Source organism: uncultured Oscillibacter sp. (assembly GCF_910584465.1).
Classification (GTDB): domain Bacteria; phylum Bacillota; class Clostridia; order Oscillospirales; family Oscillospiraceae; genus Oscillibacter.
Genome location: NZ_CAJUBK010000036.1, coordinates 1 through 25,088, shown reverse-complemented (window position 1 = coordinate 25,088; position 25,088 = coordinate 1). Strand labels below are relative to the sequence as shown.

General features: G+C 66.3%; 24 protein-coding genes and 1 pseudogene. 18 read left to right on the top strand and 7 right to left on the bottom strand.

Features of this window, described 5'->3' with window-relative positions:
- Nucleotides 1–82: 82 nt before the first annotated feature.
- Genes QZ332_RS09235 through galE form a run of 4 tightly spaced genes read right to left on the bottom strand, consistent with a single transcriptional unit; the run spans nucleotide 83 to nucleotide 4,008 of the window.
- Nucleotides 83–952: a PocR ligand-binding domain-containing protein gene (locus QZ332_RS09235; RefSeq protein ID WP_295764582.1), complete on the bottom strand. Its 870-nt coding sequence runs from the start codon at nucleotides 950–952 to the stop codon at nucleotides 83–85.
- Nucleotides 949–2,061 carry a phosphotransferase enzyme family protein gene (locus tag QZ332_RS09230; protein WP_295764580.1) on the bottom strand — a complete coding sequence of 371 codons (1,113 nt, stop codon included), beginning with the start codon at nucleotides 2,059–2,061 and terminating at the stop codon, nucleotides 949–951. Before QZ332_RS09230 ends, QZ332_RS09235 begins: the two co-directional genes overlap by 4 nt.
- Before the next feature lies 1 nt (nucleotide 2,062).
- Nucleotides 2,063–2,983: a sugar phosphate nucleotidyltransferase gene (locus QZ332_RS09225; RefSeq protein ID WP_295764579.1), complete on the bottom strand. Its 921-nt coding sequence runs from the start codon at nucleotides 2,981–2,983 to the stop codon at nucleotides 2,063–2,065.
- Nucleotides 2,980–4,008 (bottom strand): UDP-glucose 4-epimerase GalE, encoded by a 1,029-nt coding sequence (gene galE / locus QZ332_RS09220; RefSeq protein ID WP_295764577.1) that lies wholly within the window; start codon nucleotides 4,006–4,008, stop codon nucleotides 2,980–2,982. The genes QZ332_RS09225 and galE overlap by 4 nt, the downstream gene beginning before the upstream one ends.
- A gap of 270 nt (nucleotides 4,009–4,278) precedes the next feature.
- Between galE and QZ332_RS09215 the strand changes: the two genes are divergently transcribed.
- Nucleotides 4,279–5,547 carry a replication-associated recombination protein A gene (locus tag QZ332_RS09215; protein ID WP_295764575.1) on the top strand — a complete coding sequence of 423 codons (1,269 nt, stop codon included), beginning with the start codon at nucleotides 4,279–4,281 and terminating at the stop codon, nucleotides 5,545–5,547.
- On the opposite strand, the gene QZ332_RS09210 is transcribed toward QZ332_RS09215, so the two are convergent.
- Nucleotides 5,528–6,460, bottom strand: a complete 933-nt coding sequence (locus QZ332_RS09210; RefSeq protein ID WP_295764573.1) for a S1 RNA-binding domain-containing protein — start codon at nucleotides 6,458–6,460, stop codon at nucleotides 5,528–5,530. The genes QZ332_RS09215 and QZ332_RS09210 overlap by 20 nt on opposite strands.
- Nucleotides 6,461–6,551: 91 nt before the next feature.
- Between QZ332_RS09210 and QZ332_RS09205 the strand changes: the two genes are divergently transcribed.
- Nucleotides 6,552–6,743 (top strand): DUF951 domain-containing protein, encoded by a 192-nt coding sequence (locus QZ332_RS09205; protein ID WP_295764571.1) that lies wholly within the window; start codon nucleotides 6,552–6,554, stop codon nucleotides 6,741–6,743.
- A gap of 287 nt (nucleotides 6,744–7,030) precedes the next feature.
- Here QZ332_RS09205 and QZ332_RS09200 read toward each other — a convergent pair whose 3' ends face one another.
- Nucleotides 7,031–7,450 carry a PaaI family thioesterase gene (locus tag QZ332_RS09200; protein ID WP_295764569.1) on the bottom strand — a complete coding sequence of 140 codons (420 nt, stop codon included), beginning with the start codon at nucleotides 7,448–7,450 and terminating at the stop codon, nucleotides 7,031–7,033.
- Nucleotides 7,451–7,495: 45 nt separating this feature from the next.
- Nucleotides 7,496–8,149: a Crp/Fnr family transcriptional regulator gene (locus tag QZ332_RS09195; protein WP_295764567.1), complete on the bottom strand. Its 654-nt coding sequence runs from the start codon at nucleotides 8,147–8,149 to the stop codon at nucleotides 7,496–7,498.
- A gap of 385 nt (nucleotides 8,150–8,534) precedes the next feature.
- Here QZ332_RS09195 and hrcA point away from each other — a divergent pair, with 385 nt between their 5' ends.
- The 16 genes and pseudogenes from hrcA to QZ332_RS09115 form a co-directional block, all read left to right on the top strand.
- On the top strand, nucleotides 8,535–9,578 hold the full coding sequence (hrcA, locus tag QZ332_RS09190; protein ID WP_295764565.1) for a heat-inducible transcriptional repressor HrcA: 1,044 nt from the start codon (nucleotides 8,535–8,537) through the stop codon (nucleotides 9,576–9,578).
- Nucleotides 9,575–10,153, top strand: coding sequence for a nucleotide exchange factor GrpE (locus QZ332_RS09185; RefSeq protein ID WP_295764563.1), 579 nt, complete (start codon nucleotides 9,575–9,577; stop codon nucleotides 10,151–10,153). Before hrcA ends, QZ332_RS09185 begins: the two co-directional genes overlap by 4 nt.
- Before the next feature lie 68 nt (nucleotides 10,154–10,221).
- Nucleotides 10,222–12,057: a molecular chaperone DnaK gene (dnaK, locus tag QZ332_RS09180; RefSeq protein ID WP_295764561.1), complete on the top strand. Its 1,836-nt coding sequence runs from the start codon at nucleotides 10,222–10,224 to the stop codon at nucleotides 12,055–12,057.
- Between the two features lie 162 nt (nucleotides 12,058–12,219).
- Nucleotides 12,220–13,362: a molecular chaperone DnaJ gene (gene dnaJ / locus QZ332_RS09175; protein WP_295764560.1), complete on the top strand. Its 1,143-nt coding sequence runs from the start codon at nucleotides 12,220–12,222 to the stop codon at nucleotides 13,360–13,362.
- A 5-nt stretch (nucleotides 13,363–13,367) separates the two neighbouring features.
- On the top strand, nucleotides 13,368–14,180 hold the full coding sequence (locus QZ332_RS09170; protein WP_295764559.1) for a histidinol-phosphatase HisJ family protein: 813 nt from the start codon (nucleotides 13,368–13,370) through the stop codon (nucleotides 14,178–14,180).
- A 116-nt stretch (nucleotides 14,181–14,296) separates the two neighbouring features.
- Nucleotides 14,297–14,734: a ribose 5-phosphate isomerase B gene (gene rpiB / locus QZ332_RS09165; protein ID WP_295764558.1), complete on the top strand. Its 438-nt coding sequence runs from the start codon at nucleotides 14,297–14,299 to the stop codon at nucleotides 14,732–14,734.
- A gap of 53 nt (nucleotides 14,735–14,787) precedes the next feature.
- Nucleotides 14,788–15,891: a putative glycoside hydrolase gene (locus QZ332_RS09160; protein WP_295764557.1), complete on the top strand. Its 1,104-nt coding sequence runs from the start codon at nucleotides 14,788–14,790 to the stop codon at nucleotides 15,889–15,891.
- Nucleotides 15,892–16,024: 133 nt separating this feature from the next.
- Entirely contained in the window at nucleotides 16,025–18,277 is a 2,253-nt protein-coding gene (locus QZ332_RS09155) for a DNA internalization-related competence protein ComEC/Rec2 (RefSeq protein ID WP_295764556.1), read from the top strand.
- The gene (gene holA / locus QZ332_RS09150; RefSeq protein WP_295764555.1) at nucleotides 18,270–19,343 is read left to right on the top strand and encodes a DNA polymerase III subunit delta; all 1,074 of its coding nucleotides are present in this window, start codon (nucleotides 18,270–18,272) and stop codon (nucleotides 19,341–19,343) included. Before QZ332_RS09155 ends, holA begins: the two co-directional genes overlap by 8 nt.
- 76 nt (nucleotides 19,344–19,419) lie before the next feature.
- The gene (locus tag QZ332_RS09145) at nucleotides 19,420–20,022 is read left to right on the top strand and encodes a toprim domain-containing protein (protein ID WP_295764554.1); all 603 of its coding nucleotides are present in this window, start codon (nucleotides 19,420–19,422) and stop codon (nucleotides 20,020–20,022) included.
- Between the two features lie 225 nt (nucleotides 20,023–20,247).
- A complete protein-coding gene (locus QZ332_RS09140; RefSeq protein ID WP_295764553.1) occupies nucleotides 20,248–20,496 on the top strand; it encodes a DUF6514 family protein in 249 nt (82 codons plus the stop codon).
- 183 nt (nucleotides 20,497–20,679) lie between these two features.
- Nucleotides 20,680–20,964 carry a co-chaperone GroES gene (gene groES / locus QZ332_RS09135; protein ID WP_295764552.1) on the top strand — a complete coding sequence of 95 codons (285 nt, stop codon included), beginning with the start codon at nucleotides 20,680–20,682 and terminating at the stop codon, nucleotides 20,962–20,964.
- 253 nt (nucleotides 20,965–21,217) lie between these two features.
- Nucleotides 21,218–22,840 carry a chaperonin GroEL gene (groL, locus tag QZ332_RS09130; RefSeq protein ID WP_295764551.1) on the top strand — a complete coding sequence of 541 codons (1,623 nt, stop codon included), beginning with the start codon at nucleotides 21,218–21,220 and terminating at the stop codon, nucleotides 22,838–22,840.
- 103 nt (nucleotides 22,841–22,943) lie between these two features.
- Nucleotides 22,944–23,159: an excisionase gene (locus QZ332_RS09125; protein WP_367116658.1), complete on the top strand. Its 216-nt coding sequence runs from the start codon at nucleotides 22,944–22,946 to the stop codon at nucleotides 23,157–23,159.
- 70 nt (nucleotides 23,160–23,229) lie between these two features.
- Nucleotides 23,230–24,384, top strand: a complete 1,155-nt coding sequence (locus QZ332_RS09120) for a tyrosine-type recombinase/integrase (RefSeq protein ID WP_295764550.1) — start codon at nucleotides 23,230–23,232, stop codon at nucleotides 24,382–24,384.
- Nucleotides 24,385–24,885: 501 nt separating this feature from the next.
- Nucleotides 24,886–25,088, top strand: a pseudogene (locus tag QZ332_RS09115) (integrase); the annotation flags it as partial.

Sequence of the window (25,088 nt, the reverse complement as noted above, 5' to 3'; positions counted from 1 at the left end):
GTCAGAGGGCGCGCCGCCGCCGGACGGATCCGTCCGGCGGCGGGGGACGCAGAGGCCGGGGGGGCGCACGGCCCCCGGCCGGTCAGCCCGGCCGGGAGGCCGCTCCCGCCGCCGCGTCCCGGGCGTCCTTGCGGAACGCGCTGGGGGTCATGCCGGTGGCGGAGCGGAAGACCTTGGAGAAGTAGTTGTAGTCGCTGATGCCCACCGCCTCCCCGATGGCGGAGATGGGCAGGCTGCTCTGGAGCAGCAGCCGCTTGGCCGCGCCGATCCGGCGCTGGGCGATCAGGTGGGAGAGGGTGCGGCCGTCGGAGAGCTCCTTGGCCAGGGCGCAGAGCTTGGTCCGGCCGATGTGGAGCTCCTTGGAGATGGAGGCCAGGGACAGCTTCTCCATGTAGTGCTGGTCCAGGTACAGCTCCAGCTTCTGGAGGTCCGTCTGCTCGGTGGTCAGGATCATGCCCTTGAGCTGGATGTAGGAGGACAGGGCCTCCAGGGTCTCGGTATAGGCCAGGATCTCCTGCCGGGAATACTGGTGGAACTGGAAGAAGGCGTCCTTCAGCGCATCGGGGCCGTCGGGCCACCAGTCCAGGAGGGAGCGGGTGTTCTGCCACTGCTCCTCGATGGGGGAGTCGTCCAGGTAGCAGCCCACCGCCAGGTAGGCCAGGGGGTTCTTTTTGTCGTAGAGGGGCATGACGGCCTCGCAGATGCCGGCGTGGCAGCGGTAGAACTGGAAGCCCTTCTCCGCCGTGTAGTGCTGGATCTTGCAGCGGTCGCAGGCGACGCAGCGCTCGTGGCCCTCGGGCAGGTCGTTGATGGCCCGGCAGAAGGGCGGGTGCCCCCGGAAGAGGTTGATGTCCCGGCCCTCCGGGTCCAGGATATTGGAGGGCACCCCGGTGAGGATCTTCAGGTTGGCGATCAGCTTGCGCAGGCGCTCCTCGTCGAAGAGTATGTTCATCCGATGTATCGTCCCACGATGGCTTCCAGCTGGGACCAGCGCTCCTCCATGCCGCGCACCAGCTTGAACTGGGTGCGGCAGCGGTCCAGGTTCTGGCCTTCCCGGCTGATATGGAAATAGCGGTCGCCCTCCAGGTGGTCCGTCAGGAAGCGCATCCCGCACTCCAGGGTCATGAGCTTGGCCCCCCAGGGGAGGTACTCGATCTCCGTGTCCGTCAGCGCCCCGCCCACGCCCTCCAGGAAGGCGCCGGTGTAGGCGGCGAAGAGGTCCACGTCCAGGTCCACTTTGCTCAGGTCCCGCTCGTCCTCGGCGCTGTGGTTGGCGCCGAAGCGGATGGAGTCGCCGAAGTCGTAGAGCACCAGGCCCGGCATGACCGTGTCCAGGTCGATGATGCACACGCCCTCATGGGTCGCCTCGTCCATCAGGACGTTGTTCAGCTTCGTGTCGTTGTGGGTGACCCGGAGGGGGAGCTTCCCCGCCCGCAGGGCGTCCAGGGCCACGGAGCAGTCCGCCGCCCGCTCCATGGCGAAGGCGATCTCCGGCCCGCAGCCCTCCGCCCGGCCCAGGGGGTCCGCCTCCACGGCGGCCCGGAGCTTGGCTAGGCGGTCCTCCGTGTCGTGGAAGCGGGGGATGGTCTCGTGCAGCGTCTGCGCCGGGTACCCCTCCAGCAGCCGCTGGAAGCGGCCGAAGGCCCGGCCCGACGCGGCGAAGAGCTCCGGCGTGTCCGCCGACTGGAAGCAGGTCGTGTGCTCCACGAAGGGATAGACCCGCCACGCGCCGCCCTCGCTGTCGGTGAAATAGGGCTCGCCGTCCCGGGGGCGGAGGACCCGCATGGCCTCCCGGTCCCGGTCGCCGCCGGCGGCCTCGATCCGGCGGCCCAGGTACTCGGTGACGCCGATGATGTTCTCCATCAGCTCATCGGGGCGCTTGAAGGCGGCGGCGCTCATCCGCTGGAGGATGAAGCGGCGGCAGGAGAGGTCCTCCGGCTGGGTGTGGACCACGAAGGTGTCGTTGATATGGCCCTTGCCATAGCGCAGGGCGCCCACCACGGGGGCCCCGAAGTCGAAGGCGGCCAGGGCCTCCTGGAGCTTGTTTTCCGCGGCGCTCATGTCAGACCTCCCACAGCCGGTCCGGGTAGAGGCCGGCCTTCGTTTTCTCGGCGATGGCGCCCATCACGGTGGGCTTGTCCTCCCGGTAGGTGACGCCGTACCACTTGTCCTCGCTCCGCAGGACCTTGACCCGGGCCTTCCCCTCCTCGATGAGCTGGCTGACCACGCTGGGCAGGAAATACTCCGCCTTGGCGGGGTCCTCCGCCAGGGCCCTGTCCAGGAAGGCGGGCATCCGGGCCCAGGCCTCGTCCAGGAAGCTCCGGGTGAAGCCCCACATGTTCAGGGAGACGATGGTGTCCTCCGGCAGCTCGGTCCAGGTGGCGCCGCCGTCCTCGGTGTAGCGCAGGGGCGGGCCCTGGGCGATCTTGGTCCGCTCGGTGATCCGGGAGAGGTAGCGGTCCTCCGTCTCCTCGCAGACGCCCCGGGCCACGGTGCCGTTCTCGCTGACGGTGTTCTTGAGGAGGTAGCCGACCATGACGTATTCATACAGATCCCCGTCCTGGTGGGTGCTGAGGTAGTCGTAGATCTCCCGGTAAGCCTCCGGCCCGTAGTAGTCGTCGGCGTTGATCACGGCGAAGGGGCCGTCGACCACCGTCCGGGCGGCCAGGGCGGCGTGGGCGGTGCCCCAGGGCTTCTGCCGCTCCGCCGGGACGCGGTAGCCCTCCGGCAGGTCCTCTTTGAGCTGGTAGACATAGCGGACGTCCATGCACCGGGACACCCGGTCGCCGATGCAGGCTTTGAAGTCCGCCTCGATCTCCGGCTTGATGACGAAGACCACGGTCTTGAAGCCCGCCCGGCGGGCGTCATAGATGGAATAGTCGATGATGAGCTGGCCGTGGCCGCCTACGGGGTCCAGCTGCTTGAGCCCGCCGTAGCGGCTCCCCATGCCGGCGGCCATGATGACGAGGACAGGCTCGTTCATACGTTCCCTCCTTTGTAACCGTTGGGGTTCATGGACTGCCACTTCCAGGAGGAGGCGCACATCTCCTCGATGCCGAGCTCCGCCGTCCAGCCCAGCTCGTCCCGGGCCTTGGCGGGATCGGCGTAGCACTGGGCGATGTCGCCGGGGCGGCGGGGGTCGATGACGTAGGGCAGCGCGTGGCCGCAGGCCTTCTCATAGGCGCGGACCACGTCCAGGACGCTGTAGCCCTTGCCGGTGCCCAGGTTGCAGACGAAGAGGCCGCAGCCGCTCTTCAGCTTCTTCAGCGCGGCCACATGGCCCTTGGCGAGGTCGACGACGTGGATATAGTCCCGGACGCCGGTGCCGTCGGGGGTGTCGTAGTCGTTGCCATAGACGTGGACCTTCTCCAGCTGGCCCACGGCCACCTTGGCGATATAGGGCACGAGGTTGTTGGGGATGCCGTTGGGGTCCTCGCCGATGAGGCCGGAGGCGTGGGCCCCGATGGGGTTGAAATAGCGGAGCAGGGCCACGTTCAGCGTGGGATCGGCGGCGCAGTAGTCGGAGAGGATGCGCTCCTGGAAGAGCTTGGTGGTGCCGTAGGGGTTGGTGGTGCCGCCGGTGGGGAAGTCCTCCCGGATGGGCACGGTGGCGGGGTCGCCGTAGACCGTGGCGGAGGAGGAGAAGACGAAGTCCTTCACGCCGTGGGCCCGCATGGCCTGGAGGAGGTAGAGGGTGCTGATGAGGTTGTTGGAATAGTACTCCAGGGGTTTGGAGACGCTCTCGCCCACGGCCTTGAGCCCGGCGAAGTGCATGACGGAGTCGATGTCGGGCCGCTGGGCGAAGAGGGCCTCCACCTGCGCCATGTCGCAGAGCTCGGTCTTGACGAAGGGGACCTCCTTCCCCACGATCCGCTCCACCCGGCGGATGGCCTCCTCGCTGGAGTTGTAAAGGTTGTCCGCCACGATGACATCATAGCCTGCCTGGATGAGCTCCACGCAGGTGTGGCTCCCGATGTAGCCGGCGCCGCCGGCGACGAGGATAGACATAGGGACCGCTCCTTTCGATACATGAAGATCGACCGTTTTAGTGAAATATTTTCGAGATCTCTGCGCTTTATTGTAGGCCCGCTGGATGGAAATGGGAAGAGAGGATAGTCCTGATTATTAGGAATATCGTCCGGGCTACGGATCCTATTATACTATGGGGCGGGAGGGATGTCCAGCCGGGAAAGATTTTTTCATCCTGGGTGGAAACTTCGCCGCCGATGTGGTATAATCCTCTCTCACGGACTTGCGAGACGAAAAGGAGGGACCGCCATGCAGCGCCCCCTGGCGGATGAGATCCGCCCGAAGACATTGGACGAAGTCGTGGGCCAGAGGCACCTGCTGGCCCCCGGCGCGGTGCTCCGCCGCCTGATCGAGAGCGGGACCGAGGCCAACATGGTCTTCTACGGCCCCTCCGGCACCGGGAAGACCACCATCGCCAACATCGTGGCCGAGCGGACCCACAAGGCCCTCTACCGGCTCAACGCCACCACGGCCACCCTCCAGGACGTGAAGGACATCATCGCCGACGTGGGCACCCTGCTGGCCCCCGGCGGCGTGCTGCTGTACCTGGACGAGATCCAGTACTTCAACAAGAAGCAGCAGCAGAGCCTGCTGGAGTTCATGGAGAACGGCAAGCTGACCCTCATCGCCTCCACCACGGAGAACCCCTATTTCTATGTTTACGGCGCCCTCCTCAGCCGGAGCACGGTCTTCGAGTTCAAGGCCGTGCCGCCGGAGGAGGCGGAGGCCGCCGTCCTCCGGGCGCTGGGCATCGAGGAGGCGCGCGCCCCCCTGCCGTTGAGCTGGGAGGAGGGGCTGCCCCTCCAGATCGCCACGGCCTGCGGCGGGGACGTGCGCAAGGCGGTGAACGCCGTAGAGCTCCTCAGCCGGACCGCCCGGCCCAGGGAGGGGGGCCTCTTCATCTCCAAGGAGGACGCCGCCCAGGTCTCCCAGCGCAGCGCCATGCGCTACGACAAGGGAGGCGACGCCATGTACGACATCGCCTCCGCGCTGATGAAGTCCCTCCGGGGCAGCGACCCCGACGCCGCCCTCCACTATCTGGCCCGGTTCCTGGAGGCGGGGGATCTGGTGACCCCCTGCCGCCGCCTGCTGTGCTCCGCCAGCGAGGACGTGGGGATGGCGTACCCCCAGGCCGTGGCGATCGTGAAGTCCTGCGTGGACGCCGCCATGCAGCTGGGGCTCCCGGAGGCCCAGCTCCCCCTGGCCCAGGCGGCCATCCTGCTGGCCACCGCGCCCAAGTCCAACAGCGTGGTGGAGGGCATCGGCCGGGCCCGGGCGGACGTCCGGGCGGGCCGCACCGGGGACGTGCCCCGGCAGCTCCAGAACGTCCACGCCGACACCACCGGCTTCGACCATGAGCAGCATTACCTCTATCCCCACAGTTTCCCCGGCCACTGGGTGGACCAGCAGTACCTCCCCGACGCGCTGAAGGGCGCGCGGTATTACGAGTGGGGGGAGAACAAGACGGAACAGGCCGCCAAGGCGTACTGGGAGAAGATCAAGGGCCGGGGACTGTGAAGACCGTCTCCACCGCCGGCTTCTCGTACCCCGGCGGGGAGTAGGTCCAGCGCTCCAGCTTCCCGTCGGTGATCTGATAGCGGATGGGCTCCGGCGGGGCGGGGGGCAGCTTCTCGATGACCTGGAGCTTGATCTTCATCCGCTCCGGGCGGATGCTCTTGATGTACACGGACACCCCGTCGCCGGGGGCCAGGCGCTCCTTGGCGTCGGCCAGGCCGGAGAGGTTGGGGGCCAGCTCGATGAAGCTGCCGTAGTCCTTCACCGTCCGCACCACGCCCCGCACCGTCTCGCCGGGGCGGAAGCGGCTGGCGTTGTCCATCCAGGTGCCCAGCAGCTCCCGGTGGGTGAGGGCGATCCGCCTGGCGGCGCGGTCGATGGACCACACCGCCGCCAGGATCTTCTGGCCCGTCTGGAAGCGGTCCCTGGGATGGGCGATGCGGGAGACGGAGATGTGCTCGATGGGCAGCATGGCCACGATCCCCCGGCCGATGTCCACGAAGGCCCCGAAGCTCTCCAGCCGGGTGATCCGGCCGGTGAGGAGGGACCCCGGCTCCAGGTGGTCCAGGAAGTACGCCATGGCCTCCTCCTGGGCGGCCCGGCGGGACAGGAGGGCGACGGGCGCGCCCTTGCCGTCGGCCTCCAGCGCGGTGACGGTGAAGCAGGTGGGTTTCCCCACCCGGGAGAGGACGGCGATGTCCCGCTCCGCTCCGCTGATCCAGGGGGCCACGGCCTCCTCCCGGGGGATGCGGCCCTGGACGCCGCCCAGATCCAGATGGAGGGCATGGTCCACGCCGCAGCGCTGGACGGGAGCTTCCAGGACCGCTCCGCTCTCCAGGGCCTCCTGCAGGGCGGGGAGGCCGATGGCGGCCGGGGGGCGGAGGCCCTCCGGCGGGTACAGTTTATTTTCCGGCATGATCGATCGCATCCTATCTGCCGTTCGTGACGGCACCGACTTTGATAAGCCAATATATGCGGCAGACTGAAATGGTTGACAGGAGGACATGATGGACCTGCATCTCCACGATCTGGTAGAACTGAAGAAGCCCCACCCCTGCGGCGGCACGCAGTGGGAGATCCTGCGGGTGGGCATGGATATCAAGCTCCGGTGCCGCGGCTGCGGGCACGAGCTGATGCTCCCCCGGAGCAAGGCGGAGAAGAGCATCCGGAAGATCCTGACGAAGGAGGAGACGACATGAACGGGAAGCTGAAGCGGGCGGTGGCCCTGCTGCTGGTGGCGGTGCTGGTGCTGGCCCTGCTGGCCTCGATGATCCTGCCTTACATCGGATGAAACGGGACCGGGGGGGGGGCGGCCGTTGGCAGCCGCCCGGTCCGCAGTCTGTCGGGGAAGGCGGAGGGCCCGGGGGACGGGGAGGAGGGCACGCGCGGGAGGCCCTCCCCAGGGCTCCCGCGCGCCCTCGGCCGGGCGTCCCCGGGATCTTGGAAATCCAGCCTGCGGGGGGCCTCCCCCGGCGGGCCGGATCCGTCAAAGGTCCGGCTGGAGCGGCTGGTCCAGCCGCCGGAAGGTGAAGATGCCCGCGGCGAACAGCTCCCCCTGCGCGCCGGTGATCCGGACCTCCAGGGTGCAGACGGTCCTGCCGCCCGGGAGCGCCCGGGCCTCCGCCGTCAGCACGTCGCCCAGCCTGGCGCTCTTCAGGAAGTGGAAGGAGCTGTCGATGGTGACGCACACGTCGCCGCAGGCCGCCATGGCGGAGCCGCAGGCGGTGTCGGCCAGGGAGAAGTAGACGCCGCCGTGGGGGAGCCCCACGGGGTTCAGGTCCTCCTCCGTCACGGTCTTGACGGCCCGGGCGAAGCCGGGCCGGAGCTCTTCCACATAGATGCCCAGCCGCCGGCCGAAGCGGTTCTTCGTGTTGCGGAAGGCGCGGAGCTGTTCATAACGATCCATGGGACGGCCTCGCTTTCGTCGGGATGGCCCCGTATGTATCCGGCGTCACTGCCGCAGGGTGAACTGCCGCCCGTCGGAGCGGACGCTGCCCTCCTCCCGGAGGCGCTTGAGCTCCCGCATCATGGCGCTGCGGTCCGTGGCGATGTAGTCCGCCAGGGTGCTGAGGGAGAAGGGGAGGGTGAAGGTGCGGCTCCCCGCCTGCTGGGAGAGCTGGCGGAAATAGCACATCAGCTTCTCCCGGATGGACCGCCGGGACAGCACGTCCACCCGGCAGGAGAGGGCCTGGGCCTTGTCCGCCATCAGCTGGAGCATGTTCTGGACCAGGATGCTGTGGCGGCGGCAGGCGCTGCCGCAGCGGCTGAGGATATGGGCGTAATCGATGAAGACCACGTCGCATGGGCGGCGGCAGACCACCTCCAGGCTGTCTCCCGTGGATCCGGCGAAGGCCAGGGTCTTGCCGAAGACGCCCCCGGAGCCCAGATCCTCCAGCACGGTGGCCACGCCCTCCTCGTCGATGCGGATCAGCGAGGCCTGTCCCCGCTCCACCACGCCCACGGCGTCCGTGGAGAAATCGTAGATCAGCTCGTCGGGCCGGAAGGACCGCTGGACCGCCTGGAAACAGGCCAAGATCTCCCGGTAGTCCTGGTAGCTGATGTCATGGAAAAGCGGGCTTTTCCCCAGCTCCTGCTCACTAAGCATGTGCTCATCCCTTTCTGTTGCATATCCCACACACTAGAATATGATACCAGCTCTTGCTTAAAAAGTAAAGTAAATTTTTTTTACTTTCAGATCCCCCCAGCCGACTTTCGGTATTTTCGCGTCGCCCGGCCCGCGGACAGGGGCGGATGCGCCCCTCAGGATGCGCGGCGGGATGGGGCGGAGGGGCCCGCGGCCCGGGGCAGAGCATGGCCCGGGGGCCCTCCGCGGGGGAGGCCCGGGGCCGGCCCGGTTTGTTTACAATTTGTTTATATCCATCCATTGACAACGATCCGCTCCGGTGGTAAACTCGCTTTAGCACTCGGGGAAAAGGAGTGCTAAAGCATCGAAGACGACCCCGACGGGGTCTTGGACGCAGGAGGCCGCCGTGGAGCTCTCAGACCGAAAACGGCAGATATTGAAGGTGGTGGTGGAGGACTATGTCCGCACCGCCGAGCCGGTGGGCTCCAAGGCCATCGCCTCCGAGATGGGCGGCAGCGTCAGCTCCGCCACCATCCGCAACGAGCTGTCCGACCTGACGGAGATGGGCTATCTGGAACAGCCCCATACCTCCGCCGGGCGGATGCCCTCCCCCAAGGGCTACCGGCTGTACGTCAACGAGCTGATGGAGGAGCAGCGCCTGTCCCTGGCGGAGATCGAGAAGATCGACCAGTCCCTCCAGATGAAGATGGAGGAGCTGGACCGGCTCCTGGCCCAGGCGGGCCGGGCGGTCTCCGCCCTGGTGCGCTACCCGGCCTACGTCGCCGCCGCCCGGAAGTCCGGCGTCACCGCCCGGCGCTTCGAGCTGCTGGCGGTGGACGAGCGGGCGTGCATCCTGGTCATGATGACCAGCGACAGCCGGGTGAAGAGCCAGCTGCTGCGGACGCAGCTGAAGGTGGGGCCGGCGGACCTGTCTGCCGCGGCGAACCTGCTGAACAGCCATTTCGTCGGCATCGATCCCGGCGGCATGAGCCAGCGGCTGATGAACATGGCCGACCAGACGGGCCCCCAGATGTTCCTGCTGCTGTCCCAGGCCGTGAACTACGCATCGGACGTGCTGGAGGAGGCGGGGCAGCGGGAGATCGTCACCGCCGGGGCCAGCCGGCTCTTGAAGCTGCCGGAGTTCCGGGACGCGGACAAGGCCCACGAGCTGATGAGCTTCCTGGCCGACAGCAAGGAGGAGCTCCCCATGCCGGAGCACCGGTCCATGGAGATCCTGATCGGCCCGGAGAACGTCAAGGAGGCGCTGAAGGACACCAGTGTGGTGGTGGCCAGCTATGATATCGGAGACGACATGCGGGGGCTCATCGGCGTGGTGGGCCCCACGAGGATGGATTACGCGGCGGTGGCCGCCCGGCTCGCCGGCTTCGCCGAGGGGCTGACGAGATCGTTTGGGAAACAGGGGTTGCCCCCGAAGGAGGAAGCGGAATGAACGAGGAGAACAAACAGCCCGTGGAGGGAGAGGGACAGGAGGCCCCCCAGGCACAGGAGGGCGGGCCCGCCGAGAAGGCGCCCAAGAGCCGGAAGAAGAAGGAGAAGGGCATCACCTTCACCCTGGAGCAGGCGGAGCAGATGGAGCTGGCCGTGAAGCAGCTGGAGACCACGAAGGACCAGTTCGCCCGCCTGGCGGCGGAGTACGACAACTACCGCAAGCGCACCGCCAAGGAGAAGGAGACGCTTTACCAGGACGCCAAGGCGGACACCGTCCGGGAGTTCCTGGCGGTCTATGACAACCTGGAGCGGGCCGCCGGCGCCCCCGGCGGGGAGGACGACCCCCACAAGAAGGGGCTGGAGATGATCTTCGCCCAGTACAAGGAGCTGCTGAAGAAGCTGGGCGTCGATCAGATCGAGGCCCTGGGCCAGCCCTTCGACCCGGAGCGGCACGAGGCCGTCATGCACATCGACGACGAGGGCTTCGGCGAGAACGAGGTGGTCCAGGTCTTCCAGGCGGGCTTCGCCTTGGGGGACAAGGTGATCCGCCACGCCGTGGTGCAGGTCGCCAATTGAGGCCGCGTCCGGGCGCTCGTCCCATGGTATCATCAATATATTTTCATATATCTTAGGAGGCTTTCATCATGTCTAAAGTGATCGGTATCGATTTGGGGACCACCAACTCCTGCGTGGCGGTGATGGAGGGCGGCGAGGCCGTCGTCATCGCCAACGCCGAGGGCAACCGCACCACCCCCTCCGTCGTCGCCTTCTCCAAGGACGGCGAGCGCATGGTGGGCCAGGTGGCCAAGCGCCAGGCCATCACCAACCCCGACCGCACCATCTCCTCCATCAAGCGGGAGATGGGCTCTGACTACAAGGTCAGCATCGACGGCAAGAACTACACCCCCCAGGAGATCAGCGCCATGATCCTCCAGAAGCTGAAGGCGGACGCGGAGGCGTACCTGGGCGGCACCGTCACCGAGGCGGTCATCACCGTCCCCGCCTACTTCACCGACTCCCAGCGCCAGGCCACCAAGGACGCGGGCAAGATCGCGGGCCTGGACGTCAAGCGCATCATCAACGAGCCCACCGCCGCGGCCCTGGCCTACGGCGTGGACAAGGAGCAGACCCAGAAGATCATGGTCTACGACCTGGGCGGCGGCACCTTCGACGTCTCCATCCTGGACATTGACGACGGCGTCATCGAGGTCCTGGCCACCGCCGGCAACAACCGCCTGGGCGGCGACGACTTCGACGAGTGCGTCATGAAATGGCTGGTGAGCGAGTTCAAGCGCACCGACGGCGTGGACCTCTCCAACGACAAGGTCGCCATGCAGCGGCTGAAGGAGGCCGCCGAGAAGGCCAAGATCGAGCTCTCCGGCGTCACCACCTCCAACATCAACCTGCCCTATATCACCGCCGACGCCTCCGGCCCCAAGCACCTGGACGTGACCCTCACCCGGGCCAAGTTCAACGAGCTCACCGCCCACCTGGTGGAGGCCACCATGGGCCCCGTGCGCCAGGCCATGAGCGACGCCGGCCTCAAGCCCTCCGACCTCAGCAAGGTTCTGCTGGTGGGCGGCTCCAGCCGCATCCCCGCCGTGCAGGACGCCGTGAAGGGCTTCACCGGCTCCGACCCCTTCAAGGGCATCAACCCCGACGAGTGCGTGGCCATGGGCGCGGCCCTCCAGGCCGGCGTCCTCACCGGCGACGTGAAGGGCCTGCTGCTGCTGGACGTGACCCCGCTGTCCCTGGGCATCGAGACCTACGGCGGCGTGTGCACCAGGCTGATCGACCGGAACACCACCATCCCCGTGAAGAAGAGCCAGGTCTTCTCCACCGCCGCCGACAACCAGACCAGCGTGGAGGTCAACGTCCTCCAGGGCGAGCGGGAGATGGCGGCCGCCAACAAGTCCCTGGGCCGCTTCCACCTGGACGGCATCGCCCCGGCCCGCCGGGGCGTGCCCCAGATCGAGGTGACCTTCGACATCGACGCCAACGGCATCGTCAACGTCTCCGCCAAGGACCTGGGCACCGGCACGGAGCAGCACATCACCATCACCTCCTCCTCCAACATGAGCAAGGAGGACATCGAGAAGGCCGTCAAGGAGGCGGAGCAGTACGCCGCCCAGGACAAGAAGCTGAAGGAGGAGGTCGAGGCCCGGAACCAGGGCGACCAGATGGTCTACCAGTGCGAGAAGACCCTGGCGGACATGGGCGACAAGATCCCCGCGGACGACAAGGGCAAGGTCCAGGCGGCCCTCGACAAGCTGAAGGAGTCCCTGAAGGGCACGGACACCGCGGCCATCAAGGCGGACACGGAGGCCCTGCAGCAGGCGTTCTACGCCGTCAGCGAGAAGCTGTACCAGCAGGCCAACCCCCAGGGCGCCCAGCCCGGCGGCGATCCCGGCGCCTCCCAGGAGGGCCAGTATTACGACGCCGACTATAAGGTCGTGGACGACGACGAGCAGAAGAGATGAGATCGGGATCGTGCGGAGCCGCTGGGAAGCGGCTCCGCATCCCCCTGTTGATCTCCCGGGGCCCAGCGCGGCGGATCCGGGACGGAGAGGAGGAGCGAAGGGACGGGCGCGTCCCCCCGCCGCGGGGCGGGGAGGGAGCGCGGCGGACCTCGCATCGACGATATGGCGGAACAAAAACGTGATTTTTATGAAGTCCTGGGCGTGGGCAAAGGCGCTTCGGACGACGAGATCAAGCGGGCCTACCGGAAGCTGGCCAAGGCCAACCACCCGGACCTGAACCCCGGCGACAAGGAGGCCGAGGCCCGCTTCAAGGAGGTCAACGAGGCTTACGAGGTCCTGTCCGACAAGGAGAAGCGGAGCCGGTACGACCAGTTCGGCCACGCCGGCGTGGACCCGAACTTCGGCGCGGGCGGCGGCGGCTTCGACGGCGCGGGCTTCGACTTCGGCGACCTGGGGGACATCTTCGGCAGCTTCTTCGGCGGCGGCTTCGGCGGCGGGCGGCGGACCAACCCCAACGCCCCCCAGCGGGGGGAGAGCGTCCGCATGTCGCTGATCCTCAGCTTCGAGGAGGCGGCCTTCGGCTGTGAGAAGGCCGTCACCGTGGAGCGGCTGGAGGCGTGCCCCTCCTGCCAGGGCAGCGGCTGCGCCGAGGGGACCGCCCCCGAGGTCTGCCCGGACTGCCACGGCACCGGCACGGTGCAGGTCCGGCGGCAGACACCCATGGGGGTCTTCGCCACGACCACGCCCTGCTCCCGCTGCGGCGGCAAGGGGAAGATCGTCCACCAGCCCTGCCGGGAGTGCCGGGGCGCGGGGTCCGTGCGGAAGCGGAAGACCATCCAGGCGACCATCCCCGCCGGCATCGACAACGGGCAGACCATCTCCATCCGCGGCCAGGGCAACGCCGGGAAGAACGGCGGCCCGGCGGGCGACCTGCTGATCACCATCACCGTCCGGCCCCACGAGCTCTTCCGCCGGGAGGGCACCTCCGTCCTCTGCGAGGCGCCCATCACCTTCGCCCAGGCGGTGCTGGGGGCGGAGCTGGAGATCCCCACCATCGACGGCAAGGTGAAATACGACCTGCCGGAGGGGACCCAGAGCGGCACCACCTTCCGCCTCAAGGGCAAGGGCATCCCGTCCATCAACGGCCGGGGCCGGGGGGACCAGTACGTCACCGTCTACATCGAGACCCCCCGGGACCTGAACAAGGAGCAGAAGGAGGCCCTGAGAAAGTTCGCCGAGACCATGGGCGATGAGGACTCTGGCGAGCGCAAGGGCTTCTTCGGGAAAAGCAAGAAAAAGAGGTGAGCCCTATGTATCTGGCGGACTGTCACATGCACTCCCGGATCTCTCCGGACGGCAGGGACTCCATGACCGCCCTGGCGGAGGCCGCCGCGGCGGCGGGGCTGGACGAGATCTGCTTCACCGACCATGTGGAGCCCATCGTCTGGGGAGGGACGGACCTGCGGGGCCCCTATGACTGGTCCGCGATGGAGGCGGAGTTCGCCGCCGCCAAGGCGGCCATGGGGGACCGGATCGTCCTGCGCCTGGGGATCGAGCTGGGGGACGCCTGCTGGGACGTCTCCCATACGGAGGCGCTGCTGGCGGACGCGCCGCCCCTCGACTTCGTCATCGGCTCGGTCCACATGCTCTCCCGGCGGTACGGGGGCCTGGACCTCTATTACTTCGACCCCAAGACGGAGGAGGAGGCTCACGCCGGCATCGCCGACTACCTGGACCGGGTGGAGGCGATGGCGCAGTGGGGGGCGTTCGACGTGCTGGGCCACTTGACCCTGCCCCTGCGCTACCTCAACGGGGACCGGGGCTGGGAGCTGAGCATGGACCGCTTCGAGGACAAGATCGCGGGGATCTTCGCCATCCTGGACAGCAAGGGCATCGGCATCGAGCTGAACACCAACCGGGGCGGCATGCCCCTGCCGGACGAGCGCTGGCTGCGGCTTTACAGGGACGTGGCCCGCCGGCCGGTGGTCACCCTGGGCACCGACGCCCATTCCGTGGACTTCGTGGGCTGCGCCGTCCGGGAGCGGCAGGAGCTGCTGCGCCGGTGCGGGTTCGAGAACACCTATACCTTCCAGGGGCGGCGCCCCGTCCGGCACAGCCTGTAGGACCGGCGGGCGGCGCGAAAAAGGTCAGATCTGCGGGTCGAAAGCATATTGATTTTTCGACGGATCTGGAGTACAATATAAGGCACGAAATTTTTAGACGCGAGGGGGATACTGCTATGAAGATCGCCGTAGGCTGCGATCACGGCGGCTATGAACTGAAAGAGTACATCCTGGGGGTCCTGGCGAAGCTGGGCCATGAGGCGGTGGACTTCGGCTGCCATTCCCTGGACAGCTGCGACTATCCCGACTATGGCGCGGCGGCCGCCCGGGCCGTGGCGGAGGGCACGTGCGAGCGGGGCATCGTGATCTGCACCACCGGCATCGGCATCTCCATCACGGCCAACAAGATCAGGGGCATCCGCTGCGCCCACTGCGCCGACTGCCTCCAGGCGGAGATGACCCGCCGCCACAACGACGCCAACATGATGGCCATCGGCGCGGGCTTCACCGGCCGCAACATGGCCGAGCGGATGGTGGAGGTGTTCCTCTCCACCGAGTTCGAGGGCGGACGCCACGCCCGCCGGGTGGAGAAGATGATGGCCCTGGAGGGCTGAGCGCTCCGAGACCGGGGAGACGGGAGCGCCGATCCTGAAAAGAGGTGACGCATATGGCAGGAGCGAGAGGCTACAGCAGTTATCGGGGCCGGGGGTCCAAGTGGAAGGTATTGATGGCGATCGTATTGGTGCTGGTCATCGCGGTGGCCGCCAGCGTCATCTATCTGGAGCAGTTCATCGTCTACAGCGCCGATGGCCGGCGCCATATCGACCTGCCCTGGCAGACGGAGGACGAGGGGGCCGTCCCGCCGCCGGAGGGCCAGGGCGAGGGAGCGGCGGGCGGCGTGGATGTCGTCGTCCAGGAGCCGGAGGACCAGGGGCCCAAGGAGACCGTGGCGCTCTCGCTCCCGGCGCAGCCGCTGCGGCAGAGCGCATGGGGCGAGTTCGACACGCTGGCCTTCGGCGGCGGCTCCGGGGCTTACAACGCCGCGGCCATACGCCTCAAGACCTCCAACGGGACCATCTACTTCGACTCCGCCAACGCCGTGCCCGGCGCGGTGGAGGTCGTGGACGAGGCGGGAGGGGACCCGCAGGAGACCGCCATCGCCCTGGGGCTCTTCACCTCGCAGGAGGGGCTGCACACCATCGCCAGCATGGCCTGCCTCCAGGACTTCAAGGCGGCCAACGCCGACGTGGAGGGCCGGGGCCTGAAGAACACCGGGGGCTATATCTTCTACGACGGGAACAACAGCCTCTGGCTGGATCCCGCCAAGCCTGCCACCCGGGCATACGTCTGCGCCCTGGCCAAGGAGATCGCGGAGCTGGGCTTCGACGAGCTGCTGCTGACGGATCTCAGCTACCCCACGGTGGGCAAGATCCCGAAGATCGCCTACAACACCGAGGTCCCCCTGGCCAACAACCTGGACCTGCTCCTCAGCGAGCTGGGCACGGCCCTGGAGCCCTATGACATCCTGCTGTCCGTGGAGGTCCCGGAGGCGGTGATCTCGGAGGGGCCGGACACCGTGGCGGGCCTGGACCTGAGCCGCCTGGCGGCCCGCGTGGACCGGATCTACGCCGTCACCACGCCGGAGGAGGTGGAGGCCCTTTCCGCCCTGGTGGCCCAGGCGGCGGGGGACGAGGGCGGGACGGAGTTCGTCCCGGAACTGGCGGAGGATCCCCCGGCGATGACCGGCAGCCGTCTGATCTTGGCGGGATGAGAGGGGCCTGTTCGAAAAAGGACTCCCGGAGGGAAACCCCTCCGGGAGTTTTTAGCCGGGAGGGAGGTCGTGTCCGGGCGATGAGGATGCGGGACAGAGGGAGCGCGTGGCCCCCGCCGCGGGAGGAGGGGCCGTGAGGCGGCTGGCGGTGTTCGCCGGGGGATCCTCCCTGGGCGTCTTCCTGGCGCAGTACCTGCTGCGGGGCGGCTGGGCCCTGGCCGGGGCGCTGGCGGCCCTGGGGCTGGGGGTGCTCTCCCTGGCGCTGCCTTGGCAGTGGCGGCGGCGGGGCGTGGTCCTCTTCGCGGCGGCGGCCCTCGGCCTGGGCTGGAGCTGGCTCTACGACCGGCAGGTCCAGCGGCCCGCCGAGGCCCTGGCGGGGGAGGAGCGGACCGTCACGGCCACGCTCTGCGGCTACGCCTCCGAGAGCGGCTTCGGCGCTCGTGCGGCGGTCCGGCTGGAGGGCGTCCCCGGCAGGGCGGTGCTCTACGCCGGGAGGGAGCTGCTGGAGCTGGAGCCGGGCCAGACCGTCACCGGCGAGGTCCGCCTCCAAAGCGCCGCCCGGATCTGGGACGAGGACGTCACGACCTTCACCTCCAAGGGGGTGTTCCTCCTGGCCTATGGCCGGGGAGGGCTCACCGCGGGGGAGGGGGAGCGGGGCAGTCCCCGGTGGTATCCGGTCCGGCTGGGCCGCGCCATGGGGGAGCGGATCGAAGCCCTGTTCCCCGGCGACGCCGCCGGGCTCCTGACGGCGGTCCTGACCGGGGACCGGAGCAAGGTGCCGGAGGAGGCCCGCATCGCCCTCTCGGAAGCGGGGCTGAGCCACATCCTGGCGGTGTCCGGGATGCACTGCGGCTTCCTTATGGCGCTGGCGGGCCTCCTCCTGCGGGACCGGCGGCTCCAGGCGCTGCTGGCCGTCCCGCTGCTGGCGTTTTACGCCGCCCTCACCGGCGGGAGCCCTTCGGTGCTCCGGGCGTGCATCATGCTGTCCCTGCCGATGCTGGGGCTCCTGGTCCGCCGGGAGAGCGACGGGCCCACGTCCCTGCTGGCGGCGCTGGCCCTGATCTTGCTGGCGGACCCCTTCGCCGCGGCCTCCGTCAGCCTGCAGCTGTCCTTCGCCGCCATGGCGGGCATCCTCTGGCTGACGCCCAGGCTGTACGGATGCCTGATCGGCGAGGGGGAGCGGGGGAAGGTCTCCCGCTTCCTGGCGGCCTCCTTCTCCGCCTCCATGGGCGCGATGGTGTTCACCGTGCCGCTGACGGCGTACTACTTCGGGAGCCTAGTGCTGGTGGCGCCGCTTGCCAGCATGCTCTGCCTCTGGGCGGCCGGCGGGGCCTTCGGCCTGGGGATGGCGGCGGTGGCCGTCAGCTTCCTCCACCCGCCCCTGGGGGCGCTGACCGCCCTCCCGGCGCGGCTGCTGGCGGAGTATGTCCTGGCCGTGGCCAAGGTCCTCTCCCGGCTCCCGTATCACGCGCTTTACATGACCGATCCCTTCCTGGGGTATTGGGTGGCCTACGTCTACCTCCTCTTCGCCGCCGCGTACCTCTTCAAACGGGCGGGGCGGCGGAAGTACCTGCTGGCGGCGGCCCTGTCGGCGGCTACCCTGGTGTTGACGGTCCGGCTGGGCCAGGTCCACTATGGACATGACCTGGACGCCCTGGTCCTGGACGTGGGCCAGGGCCAGAGCGTCGTCCTGGCCTCCGGCGGGGAGTTCGCCCTGGTGGACTGCGGCAGCGCCGACCGCTGGAAGGACCCGGGGGCGGCGGCCGCCTGGCAGCTCCACAGCATGGGCTGCGGGCGCCTGGACTGGCTGATCCTCACCCATTACGACACGGACCACGTCTCCGGCGTGACGGGCCTGCTGGCCCGCATGGAGGTGGACACGCTGCTGCTCCCGGAGACGGAGGACGACGCGGGGCTGCGGGAGGCGGTCCTGGCCGCGGCGGCGGAGAGCGGCGTCAGCGTCCGCTCCGTCACCCGGGAGGAGCGCCTGACCTTCGGGAAGGGCGGGCTGACGATCTACCCGCCCCTGGGCAGCGCCGGGGACAACGAGCGCGGCCTGGCGGTCCTGGCCTCCGTGGGGGAGGACGACTTCCTCATCACCGGGGACATGAGCGCCGCCACGGAGGCGAAGCTGCTGGAGACCTATGACCTGCCGGACATCGAGGGCTTCGTGGCGGGGCACCACGGCTCCAAGTACGCCTCGTCCCAGGCGCTGCTGGAGGCGCTGTCCCCGGAGACGGCCTGCATCAGCGTGGGCGCCAACCGCTACGGACACCCCACGGACGAGACCCTGCTCCGCCTGGCGCGGCAGGGCTGCGCCATCTACCGGACGGACCTGCACGGGACGATCCATCTTGCTTGGGATCAGGAGGGAGCGCATGGCTGACAAGAGGAGGGCCCCCCGGAAGGGGGAGGCCCTGCAAAAACTGAAGGCGGACCTGTCCGCCGGGTCCGTCGGGAACGCCTACATCTTCTATGGGGAGGAGAGCTACCTCCGGGAGCACTACCTGGGGCAGCTGCGAGAGGCGCTGATCCCGCCGGGCTCCGAGACCTTCAACTGCCACGCCCTGGAGGGGAAGGACCTGACGGCGGAGTCCCTTGCGGAGACGGCGGAGGCCATGCCCATGATGGCGGAGCGGACGCTGGCCGTCGTCACGGACTGGGACCTGTTCAAGCTGGGGGAGGACCAGCGGGGGAAGCTGATCGCCCTGCTGGAGGACCTGCCGCCGTACTGCTGCCTCGTCTTCGTCTACGACACGCTGGAGTTCAAGCCGAACAGGTCCCAGAAGAAGCTGTGCGGGGCGCTGGAGCGCTATGTGGAGACGGTGGAGTTCCCGGCGGCGTCCAGCGCGGACCTCCTGCCCTGGATCTCCCGGCGCTTCAAGGCCCTGGGGAAGGAGATCGGCCGGCAGGAGGCGGAGCACCTGGTCTTCACCTGCGGCGGGCTGATGACGGGCCTGGTGCCGGAGATCGAGAAGATCGCCGCCTACGCCAAGGGGGGGACCGTCACCAGGGCGGACATCGATGCCGTGGCGGACCCGGTGCTCTTGGCGGAGGTGTTCAAGCTCTCCGACGCGGTGCTCCAGGGGCGCTACGACCAGGCGGCGTCCATCCTGGGGGACCTATTGAAGATGCAGACGGAGCCCATCATGATCCTGGCGGCCCTGGGGAGCCAGCTCCGCCGGATCTGGACGGCCCGCCTGGCCCTGGACAGCGGGCGGGACCGTTATTGGCTGATGGAGCTGTGGGGGATGAAGAGCGACTATCCCGCCAAGCTCCTGCTCGCGGCGGCCCGGCGGACCACGCCGGAGTGGTGCGCCCAGGCGGTGCGCCGGTGCCAGGAGCTGGACCGCCGGATGAAGAGCGAGCGGGGCATGGACAGCGCGGGCGGATTGAAGCTGCTGCTGGTCCAGCTGGCGGCGGGCCGGGCCGTCCCCCCTGGGGGGAGGTAGGGCCCGCGGACGGGGAGCGGCCCGGATCCGCTCCGGCGGTCCGGCCGGCGCGGGACGCAGAGGATGGAGGCAGAGGATGGAACGGATCAAGGAAGTCATCGTGGTGGAGGGCCGCTACGACAAGAACGCGGTCTCCCAGGTGGTGGACGCGGTCGTCGTCACGCTGGGAGGCTTCGCCGTGTTCAACGATAAGGAGAAGCTGGCCTTCCTCCGGCGGCTGGCGGAGAAGCAGGGGCTCATCCTGCTGACGGACAGCGACGGGGCGGGCTTCGTGCTGCGGAACTATTTGAAAGGCGCCCTGCCGAAGGACAAGGTGAAGCAGGCGTACATCCCCGACGTGAAGGGCAAGGAGCGCCGGAAGCGCCGGGGGAGCCGGGAGGGCAAGCTGGGCGTGGAGGGGATGCCGCCCGCCGTCCTGCTGGAGGCCCTCCGGCGGGCGGGGGCCACCTTCGAGGACGGGCCCCCGGCGGACCGGAAGGGCGCCCTCACCAAGGCGGACCTGTTCGCCCTGGGCCTCAGCGGGGGGCCGGGGAGCGCGGAGGAGCGCCGCCGCCTCCTGAAGCGGCTGGACCTGCCGGAGCACCTCACCGCCAACGCCCTGCTGGAGGCGCTGAACCTCCTGTTCGACCGGGAGGAGCTGGAGGCGCTGTTGGCGGGGGAGCCCCCTCTGGGGACATGAGCGGGACGCGGCGCAGGCGGCCGGGCGGGGGCCCGGGCTTTTTCGGCGGCCGCCGCTTTCGGGAGGGGGCCTTTTTTCGACCGGGTTCGACAAAACTTCAGAAGGGGGCCCCGTCGATCCGACACCTTTCGACAAGATCCGAGGGGCGGCCCGTGATATGCTTGGCGTACTAAGGGCCCGGTCCTCCCGATGGGAGGGGCGGTCCCAATAAGAGGGGGCAGCGGAGTGCGGAAATGGCTGGTGGGAGAGGCCCGGTGCCGGGCGTCTCAGGCGCGGTATTACCTGCTGGAGGAGGGACCGGAGGAGGACGGCCCGTCATACGGCGTACAGATCGAGCTGGAGGGCGAGGAAGCGGCGGTGAGGGACCTCAGCCCCTCCCGGGAGCGGGTGGAGGACCTGGCGGAGGCGCTGGTCCGGGGCGCGGTGACGCCCGTGTCCCTGCGGGACATCGTGGACGACTGGCTGCTGGGATAGGAGGCCGCGCCCGGGATCTGGCGGTCCCGGCAACATTTACAAATTCTTCATAACTTTTGGCGCGATACCCCTTTACAAATGGGGGCGGCTGTACTATGATAATCACTGTTAGCACTCCTGGTATTTGAGTGCTAACAGTGATCTCGATCTTTCAAATTTTCATATTTTAAGGAGGAACCCCAAATGAAACTCACCCCGCTTGCAGACCGCGTGATCTTGAAGATGGTGGAGACCGAGGAGACCACCAAGGGCGGCATCATCCTGACTGGCTCGGCGAAGGAGAAGCCCTCCGTGGCGGAAGTCATCTCCGTGGGCCCCGGCGGCACCGTGGACGGCAAGGAAGTCACCATGACCGTGAAGCCCGGCGACAAGGTCATCACCAGCCAGTACGCCGGCACCAAGGTCACCCTGGAGGAAGTCGAGTACGTCGTCGTCCGGCAGAACGATATCCTGGCGATCGTGGAGTGACGTCAAGGGGGGACGGGTCCCCTCTTGAGGGTCCCCCTCGCCAGTGACGCGGCGTCACTGGTGTGTGCGCCCAGGGCGCACGGGTCGGGGGATCTTCGTGACGCGCATGCCGTCGCGAAAATGCTTCCACTCCCTTTCTCCGCAGAGCGGAGAGACCAGGGGCGCGCCCCCTGGACCCCCGGTGGGATCGAACGCGCTTCGCTGTTCGATCTCACGGTCCTAACAAAATCACTGCTATGGAGGTAGATTTATCATGTCTAAGCTCATCAAGCGCGGCGAGGACGCCCGCAAGGCGCTGGAGACCGGCGTCAATACCCTGGCCGATACCGTCAAGATCACCCTGGGCCCCAAGGGCCGGAACGTGGTCCTGGACAAGAAGTACGGCGCTCCCCTCATCACCAATGACGGCGTGACCATCGCCAAGGAGATCGAGCTGGACGATCCCTTCGAGAACATGGGCGCCCAGCTGGTGAAGGAAGTCTCCACCAAGACCAACGACGTGGCCGGCGACGGCACCACCACCGCCACCCTGCTGGCCCAGGCCATGATCGGCGAGGGCCTGAAGAACCTGGCCGCCGGCGCCAACCCCATCGTCGTCAAGAAGGGCATGGCGAAGGCCGTGGAGGCCGCCGTGGCCGAGGTCAAGAAGCAGGCCAAGACCGTGGACGGCTCCAAGGACATCGCCCGGGTCGGCGCCGTCAGCTCCGGCGATGAGGAGATCGGCAAGCTGATCGCCGACGCCATGGAGAAGGTCTCCGCCGACGGCGTCATCACCATCGAGGAGTCCAAGACCGCCGAGACCTACAGCGAGGTCGTGGAGGGCATGCAGTTCGACCGGGGCTATATCACCCCCTACATGGCCACCGACATGGAGAAGATGGAAGCCGTCGTGGACGACGCCTATATCCTGATCACCGATAAGAAGATCTCCGTCATCGCCGACATCCTGCCCCTGCTGGAGCAGCTGGTCCAGTCCGGCAAGAAGCTCATCATCATCGCTGAGGACGTGGAGGGCGAGGCCCTGAGCACCCTGATCGTCAACCGCCTCCGCGGCACGCTGAACGTGGTCTGCGTCAAGGCCCCCGGCTTCGGCGACCGCCGCAAGGAGATGCTCCAGGACATCGCCATCCTGACCGGCGGCACCGTCGTCAGCGAGGAAGTCGGCCTGGAGCTGAAGACCGCCGACCTCTCCATGCTGGGCCGCGCCCGTCAGGTCAAGGTCACCAAGGAGAACACCACCATCGTGGACGGCGCAGGCGATTCCCAGGCCATCAAGGACCGGGTGGCCCAGATCCGTTCCCAGATCGCCAACACCACCAGCGACTATGACAAGGAGAAGCTCCAGGAGCGCCTGGCGAAGCTGGCTGGCGGCGTGGCCGTCATCAAGGTCGGCGCGGCCACCGAGACCGAGATGAAGGAGAAGAAGCTCCGCATCGAGGACGCCCTGAACGCCACCCGCGCCGCGGTGGAAGAGGGCGTGGTCGCCGGCGGCGGCACCATCTTCGTCAACGTCATCCCCGCCGTGGAGGCCCTGCTGGACGGCGTGGAGGGCGACGAGAAGACCGGCGTCCGCATCATCGCCAAGGCCCTGGAGGCCCCCATCCGCCAGATCGCCGCCAACGCGGGGCTGGACGGCTCCGTGATCTTGGAGAAGGTCCGCTCCGGCGGGATGGGCCACGGCTTCGACGCCTACAAAGAGGAGTACTGCGACATGGTGGCCTCCGGCATCATCGACCCGGCCAAGGTGACCCGTTCCGCTCTGGAGAACGCGGCCTCCGTCGCCGGCATGGTGCTGACCACCGAGTCCCTGGTGGCCGACAAGCCCGAGCCTCCCGCTCCCGCCCCCGCCGCTCCCGACATGGGCGGCATGTATTGATAGAATCCATGTAAGCCTTGCAATCACTGGACTTTTGGGGGATAGGAAAAGCGACTTACGCCAAACTTACGCCAATTTGAAAGTGATTTTGGATAGTATAGCTATGAGCCGATACCCTCTTAATTGGGGGTATCGGTTTTTTAAACAGAAATTAAACTGTGCAAGGATGGCCCCCATATGCTATGATAACAATGCTCGATGTGCTACAAGGGAGATTTCCAATGCTGGCAACTGCGAGTTCGTTTTATGGGTCGGCAGTAAGCGGATGATAAAGCGGAAACAGTTTGATTCTTATATTGCCCGTAGTTACTCGATTTGATGGACAAGCAGACTTTGGCATGATATAATAGCTATACTATCCAAAGTCGCTTTCCCGGAAAGGGGGTAACATGGGAAAGCGTAAAGACCATAAAGGCCGGGTATTAAAATCTGGTGAAAGTCAGCGGGAAAACGGTACATACGATTTTCGTTATACCGATGCTAAAGGGAAACGCCGTTGTGTATACGCTAAAACACTTGATGAACTGAGGCAGAAAGAAACTGATATACAACGGGATATGGCAGACGGGATTGACAGTGAAGCGGGAGAAATGACCGTTTCCGAGTTGGTAGACCGCTATATGAACTTACGCCGTGGCTTGAAGAAAAATTCTTTGCGGGCATATAGTTCAGCAATCAACCGCATTCATGGGGACGCATTTGGACAGCGTAGAATTAAGTCCGTTAAATTGTCCGATGCAAAAGGTTGGTTGCTCTCCCTACATGACAACGGCCTAAAGCAAAATACAATCGGCATTGTACATAACATTTTGCGTCCGGCGTTTGAAATGGCCGTCGATGACGATGCAATTCGCAAAAATCCGTTTAAGTTCAAGCTGTGTGATATTATACCCAATGACGCTTATGTGAGAGACGCCCTTACAAAAGAGCAACAGGAGCAGTATTTGACGTTTATCCGTGAGCATGGAAGCGGCAATTATTACGATGATGTTGAAATTCTGCTACATACAGGGTTGAGAGTGTCGGAACTTTACGGGCTTACCAAAGCGGATATCGACCTTGACAGACGTCGCATTCATATTAACAAGCAATTGTGTAGAACGGGAGACAAGCCGTATTTTATCACAGGGCCAAAGACAAAGAGCGGTGTCCGATATGTTCCTATGTCAGACGGCGCATATATGGCGTTTCGCAGGGTACTACAAAATAGAGCCGCGACAAAAGTTGAAATGATTGTTGATGGTTATGCGGGGTTTCTGTTTCTAGACAAAGATGGTAAGCCCAAGGCCGCTATGCACTTACAGAACTATATGCGAGGGATGCAAAAGAAGTTTGCAAAGCTGTACGGGGATGCGGTGCCACGGGTTACGCCCCACGTCTTGCGACATACGTTTTGCACCAATGCCCAGCAAGCAGGGATTGACGTGAAATCCCTACAGGCAATTATGGGACACTCCAATGTGAGTGTGACGCTGGACGTTTACACGCATACGGATTATGATGCGGTGGAAAATGCTTTTCGCAAGGTTGCGGCAAACCTCTAGCTTACGCCAATTGCCCGTGAAAGCATGTAGATTTGCGTAGAGATATGAAGAGCTTGCAAACAATATTTTGGGTTTCTTTTCCGGGTAAATCTTCCAAAATGACTGTGTTTCAATCCTTTTTCGGTGGTGGAATAGGAAGCGTGGGTTGACGTGGATTCAAAGGGCGGCATGTATTGAGCCGGAACGGCTGAACGAATGAAAGGGCCCGGCGTCCATTTAGGACGCCGGGCCTTCGTTTGTTGAAGGATGCAGGGGCTCGAGCGGCAGGGAGAGCGTCACGACGGGGGCCCGGGAGGGGCCCCTTTCATTTTGGCCCGAAGTTTTTCGGACCTTCCAAGAGGTTCGAGAAATTTGCTCCGGCCGGTGGGAATAGGTTTTCGACAGCCGGGGCTCTATGATATCATAGAGCTCGATCGCAGATCGCGCAATATGCAAAAAGGAGAGAGAAGGATGAGGGATCTTATGATCAGGGAATCCGATATCCAAGGGTTCACACGGCATTTGAAAGACCAGGAATACGCCGGCGGGAGCGTCGAAAAATACACCCGGGACATCCGGGCGTTCTGGGCTTGGGCAGGTCCGGGGCCGGTCACGAAAGAAGGTCTGCTGCGCTGGAAATCCCACCTGGAGGCGGCGGGCCGCCAGCCGGAGACGATCAACTCCATGCTGGCGGCGCTGAACTGCTTTTTCAGGACGAAGGGCCG